5 protein-coding genes are annotated in these 5,086 nt (G+C 74.7%); 4 read left to right on the forward strand and 1 reads right to left on the reverse strand.

Features of this window, described 5'->3' with window-relative positions; all coding sequences use genetic code 11:
- Window positions 1–87: 87 nt before the first annotated feature.
- The 3 genes from ACFU7Z_RS35960 (at window position 88) to ACFU7Z_RS35970 (ending at window position 3,741) form a co-directional block, all read left to right on the forward strand.
- Window positions 88–1,116 (forward strand): phosphotransferase family protein, encoded by a 1,029-nt coding sequence (locus ACFU7Z_RS35960; RefSeq protein WP_380782220.1) that lies wholly within the window; start codon window positions 88–90, stop codon window positions 1,114–1,116.
- Between the two features lie 6 nt (window positions 1,117–1,122).
- Window positions 1,123–2,337, forward strand: a complete 1,215-nt coding sequence (locus tag ACFU7Z_RS35965; protein ID WP_380744657.1) for an acyl-CoA dehydrogenase family protein — start codon at window positions 1,123–1,125, stop codon at window positions 2,335–2,337.
- 120 nt (window positions 2,338–2,457) lie between these two features.
- Window positions 2,458–3,741 carry an alpha/beta hydrolase family protein gene (locus ACFU7Z_RS35970; protein ID WP_380782222.1) on the forward strand — a complete coding sequence of 428 codons (1,284 nt, stop codon included), beginning with the start codon at window positions 2,458–2,460 and terminating at the stop codon, window positions 3,739–3,741.
- Window positions 3,742–3,774: 33 nt separating this feature from the next.
- Here the strand turns inward: ACFU7Z_RS35970 and ACFU7Z_RS35975 are convergent, their stop codons facing one another.
- Entirely contained in the window at window positions 3,775–4,188 is a 414-nt protein-coding gene (locus ACFU7Z_RS35975; RefSeq protein WP_049651883.1) for a helix-turn-helix domain-containing protein, read from the reverse strand.
- A gap of 97 nt (window positions 4,189–4,285) precedes the next feature.
- Here ACFU7Z_RS35975 and ACFU7Z_RS35980 point away from each other — a divergent pair.
- Window positions 4,286–5,086: NAD(P)H-binding protein (locus ACFU7Z_RS35980; protein ID WP_380782224.1), on the forward strand; the 801-nt coding region annotated here is incomplete at its 3' end.

Below are 5,086 nucleotides of genomic sequence, written 5' to 3' on the forward strand. Positions count from 1 at the left end.
GGCTTCCCGCCATTGACAGGGGACATCCTCGGGCTGAATGCTAAGCAAGCGCTTAGTCAATGAGGATCCACCCCGAGGAGCCGCCCGATGGCCGAGACCCCCGTCGACCCGCCCGGACTGGACCTGGCCCGTCTCCGGTCCCGGCTGGAGCGCGAGCTGCCCGGCCTCCTCCAGGGGCCGCTGCGGGCCGACCTCGTCGAAGGGGGCCGCTCGAACCTGACGTACGTCCTGGGCGACGGCGCCTCCCGCTGGGTCCTGCGGCGCCCGCCGCTCGGGCACGTCCTCGCCACCGCCCACGACATGGGCCGTGAGTACCGGGTGATGACGGCGCTGCGCGACACCGGGGTGCCCGTGCCCCGGACGCTCCTGCTCGACCCGGACGACGAGACCCTCGGCGCCCCCTGGTACCTGATGGAGTACGTCCCCGGCACCGCCCACCGGGACGTCGCCCCGCTCGCCGCCCTCGGCGAGCGGCGGGTGCACGCGCTCGGGCAGCGGCTGGTCGACACCCTCGCCACCTTGCACCGGATCGACCCCGCCGCCGTCGGCCTCGCCGACTTCGGCCGGCCCGAGGGCTACCTGGAACGCCAGCTGCGCCGCTGGTCCAAGCAGCTGGCCGCCTCCCGCAGCCGCGACCTGCCCGAGCTCGACCGCCTGCACGCCGGGCTCGCCGAGCGCCTGCCGGCCTCGCCCGCGCCCGCGCTCGTGCACGGCGACTACCGCCTCGACAACGTCCTGGTCGACGACGCCGACACCATCACGGCCGTCCTGGACTGGGAGATGTCCACCCTCGGCGACCCGCTCACCGACATCGGCCTGCTGGTGATGTACACCGAACTCGCGGGCGTCGGCGGCGGCATCATCCCCTCCGCCATGACCGCCCCCGGCTTCCCGAAGGCCGACGAGATCGTCTCCCGCTACGCCGACGCGACCGGCCGCCGGGCCGAGGACCTCGACTGGTACGTCGCCTTCGCCTCGTTCAAGCTCGCCGCCGTCGCCGAGGGCATCCACTACCGCTTCCGGCAGGGCCGCACCCTGGGCGCCGGCTTCGAGCGCGCCGGCGAGATGGCCCCGATCCTCGCCCGGCACGGCCTGAGCACCCTCAAGGAGAGCTGAGAACCGATGGACTTCGCCTACGACGCCCGGACGGAAGAACTCCGCGAGCAGCTGCTCGCCTTCATGGACGAGCACGTGTACCCCGCCGAGCCCGTCCTCGCCGCCCAGCTCGCCGACCCGGCCCGCGACCGCTGGGCCGTCCCCCCCGTCGTCGCCGACCTCCAGGCCGCGGCCCGCAAGCAGAAGCTCTGGAACCTCTTCCTGCCGGGTGAGCTCGGCGCAGGCCTCACCAACCTCCAGTACGCCCCGCTCGCCGAAATCACCGGCCGCAGCATCCAGTTGGCCCCGCCCGCGCTCAACTGCGCGGCGCCCGACACCGGCAACATGGAGCTGCTCGCCCAGTTCGGCAGCGCCGAGCAGCGCGAGCGCTGGCTGCGCCCCCTCCTCGACGGCCGGATCCGCTCGGCCTTCGCGATGACCGAGCCCGAGGTCGCGTCCTCGGACGCCACCAACATCGCCACCCGGATCGAGCGGGACGGCGACGCGTACGTGGTCAACGGCCGCAAGTGGTACATCACCGGGGCGATGAACCCCGACTGCCGGATCCTCGTCGTGATGGGCAAGACCGATCCGGCCGCCGAGCCGCACCGCCGGCAGAGCATGCTGCTCGTCCCGCGCGACACCCCAGGCGTGACCGTCCGGCGCGGCATGACGGTGTTCGGCTACGACGACGCCGACCACGGCGGCCACGCCGAGGTGCTGTTCGAGGACGTCCGCGTCCCGGTGGGGAACCTGATCGGCGAGGAGGGTACGGGCTTCGCCATCGCCCAGGCCCGGCTCGGCCCCGGCCGGATCCACCACTGCATGCGGGCCATCGGCATCGCCGAGCGGGCACTGGAGCTGATGTGCCGTCGGGCCAACGAGCGGGTGGCCTTCGGGAAGCCGCTGGCCGAGCAGGGCGTGGTGCAGGACTGGATCGCCGAGTCCCGGGTGCGGATCGAGCAGCTGCGGCTGCTGGTGCTGAAGACCGCCTGGCTGATGGACACCGTCGGCAACCGGGGGGCGCACACCGAGATCCAGGCGATCAAGATCGCCACCCCGCGCACCGTCGAGTGGATCCTGGACAAGGCCGTCCAGGCGCACGGCGCGGCGGGCGTCAGCCAGGACACCCCGCTCGCCCAGCTCTGGGCCGGCAACCGCACCCTGCGACTGGCCGACGGCCCGGACGAGGTGCACAAGCGCTCGCTGGCCCGGAGGGAACTGCGGCAGTACCGGCGCTGACCCGTAGGGGTGTGATACCCGGGTATTCCGGGGCCGGTTGGCCCCCAGGTATGACGGCGGCGGCCCGTTCCCGACCGTAGTGTCCTGCGTGTTCGATCGATCGGAACACGGAGGGACACCATGGGAATTCCGGGACGGGTGGTGGCGGCGGCGGTGCTGGCGGCGGCAGCGGCGGTGGGCACGATCGGTACGGCCGCGGGAGCGGTCCTGCCGCCGCCGGGGGAGACGAGCCCCGGGCGGCAGGCCCGGGCCTGGCTGCCGGAGCCCAGCGGGCCGTACCCGATCGGGACCACCGCCGTGCACCTCACCGACACCGCACGGGAGGACCCCTGGCACCCCGGGCAGCGGCGCGAGCTGATGATCAGCCTCTGGTACCCGACCTCCCGGCCGGCCGCCGGCGACGACCGGGCCCCGTACATGGAGCCCGCCGCCGGGCGGCACTTCGACGGCCCGGACGGCGTCGGCCTGCTCAACTACGGCACCACGCCCGGCCGCACCGACTGGTCGGCCATCCGCACCCACGCCCGCCGGGACGCCCCCGCGCTGCCCGGCGGCCCGCGCCCGGTGGTGCTGTACTCGCCCGGCCTCGGCGATCCGCGCACCTGGGGGACGGCGCTGGTCGAGGACCTCGCCTCGCGCGGCTACCTGGTGGTCACCGTCGACCACACCTACGAGGCCTCCGAAGTCGCCTTCCCCGACGGCGACCTGGCCCCCTCGGTGTTCCCCGGCCTGCGCGGGCAGCCCGGCCTGGACGTCGGCGCGGTGCTCCGCAAGGCGATCGACGCCCGGGTGGCCGACACCCGCTTCGTGCTGGACCAGCTCGCCGCGCTCGGCGAGCGGACTGGCCTGCCCGCCGGGGTCGTCGGGGCCCTCGACCTCGGCCGGATCGGCATGGTCGGCCAGTCGGCGGGCGGCTTCACCGCGCTCCAGACCATGCACGACGACCCGCGGATCGCGGCCGGGATCAACATGGACGGCCAGCTGCACTTCCCCGGCCCCGACGGCCACACCGGCGTCTTCCTGTCCAGCGTCGCCGAGGACGGCCTCGACCGGCCGTTCCTGCTGATGGGCACCGGCAGCGAGGACTCCGGCGGCTACCGCGACCAGCCCGGCTGGAACGCCCTGTGGCGGCACAGCACCGGCTGGCACGCCGACGTCACCCTCACCGGCTCCCGGCACGGCTCGTACACCGACGCCCAGCCGCTGCTGCCGCAGCTCGCCCGGCAGGGCGTGCTCGGCGCCGACCAGCTGCGCAAGGACGTCGGCGACATCCGCCCCGGCCGGGCCGAACTCGCCACCCGCAGCTACGTCGCGTCCTTCTTCGACCGCTGGCTGCGCGGCCAGGACGACCACCTGCTGGACGGGCCCTCGGCGCGCTTCCCGGAGATGGCGTACGAGCGGTAGCCGGGCCCGGCGTGCCGGGGGCACCGGACGGGGTCAGCGGATCCCGGAGCCCGGGTTGGCCCCGTCCCACCGCCGCCGGGAGTCGACGATCGCGTCGTGGTGGTCGTACGACCAGTCCGTCATCGCCCGCACCAGGTGGGTCAGGCTGTGGCCGAGCGGCGTCAGCTCGTACTCCACCTGCGGCGGGACGGTCGGGTGGACGGTCCGCGAGACCATGCCGTCCCGTTCCAGGCGGCGCACGGTCAGGGTGAGCATCCGCTGCGAGATGCCCGGCAGTGCGCGCTGCAGCTCGCGGAACCGCCGTACGCCCTGGGCGAGTTCGACGACGGTGAGGACGGACCACTTGTCGCCCAGGCGGTCCAGCAGGTCGCGGATCCCGCAGTCCACTCCCTCCTCGCACCAGACCACCGGGCGGGGGGTGGTTACCGCGGTGTGCCCTGCTGACATGGAAGTGCCTCCTTACGCCGGACGCCCAGGCTACCGAGGATGGTCGCGAAGCCGACGAACGATCATCTGCTCGACCGACCATCCCTGGAGGAACCCCATGCTGCTCGTCACCGGAGTCAACGGAGGCCTGGGCGCGCTCGTACTGGAGCGGCTCGCCGGGCGGGAGGGCGTCGTCGCGGGCTCGCGCACACCGCAGCGGGTGCCGGCGGGCGTCCCGGCCCGGCTGGTGGACTTCGACCGGCCGCGGACACTGGCGGAGGCCTTCACCGGCGTGCGGACCCTGCTGCTGATCTCGGCCGGCGCCGCCGAGGACGACGTGGTGATCGCCCGGCACGGCGCCGCGATCGGGGCGGCGGAGCGGGCGGGCGTCGATCACGTGGTCTACACCAGTCTCTCCGGCGACGGCGACCACCTGCCCTACGCCCTCGCCCACCGCTGGACCGAGCGGCGGCTGCGCGCGTCCGCCACCCTGCGCTGGACGGTGCTGCGCAACGGCCTGTACGCCGAGTTCCTGGGCGCGATCGCCGCCCCCGGCCCGGACGGGGTGATCAGCGCCCCGCTCGGCGACGGGCGGCTCGCGGCGGTGGCCCGGGCGGACCTGGCCGAGGCGGCGGTGAACGTCGCCCTGGCGCCCGCCGGGCACGCGGGCCGGACGTACGAGCTGGTGGGGGAGCGGGCGGTGGGCGGCGCGGAGGTGGCCGAGGCGCTCGGCGCCGCGTACCGGCCGGGACGGCTGACGGACGCCCGCGCGGCGGTGGCGGCCTCGGACGCCCGGGACTTCCAGGTGCCGATGGTGGTGGGCACCTACTCGGCGATCGCCCACGGCTTCCTCGCCGGCCCGGGCGGGCCGGGCGACCTGGCGGCCCTGCTCGGCCGCGCGCCCCGCCCGGCCCTGGAG

The sequence above is a fragment of the Kitasatospora sp. NPDC057518 genome (assembly GCF_042802075.1).
Classification (GTDB): Bacteria; Actinomycetota; Actinomycetes; order Streptomycetales; family Streptomycetaceae; genus Kitasatospora.

Bases quoted from the DNA above. Each gene is read 5' to 3' on its own strand.
- ACFU7Z_RS35960 (WP_380782220.1), top strand. From the start codon at position 88: ATGGCCGAGACCCCCGTCGACCCGCCCGGACTGGACCTGGCCCGTCTC.
- ACFU7Z_RS35965 (WP_380744657.1), top strand. From the start codon at position 1,123: ATGGACTTCGCCTACGACGCCCGGACGGAAGAACTCCGCGAGCAGCTG.
- ACFU7Z_RS35970 (WP_380782222.1), top strand. From the start codon at position 2,458: ATGGGAATTCCGGGACGGGTGGTGGCGGCGGCGGTGCTGGCGGCGGCA.
- ACFU7Z_RS35975 (WP_049651883.1), bottom strand. From the start codon at position 4,188: ATGTCAGCAGGGCACACCGCGGTAACCACCCCCCGCCCGGTGGTCTGG.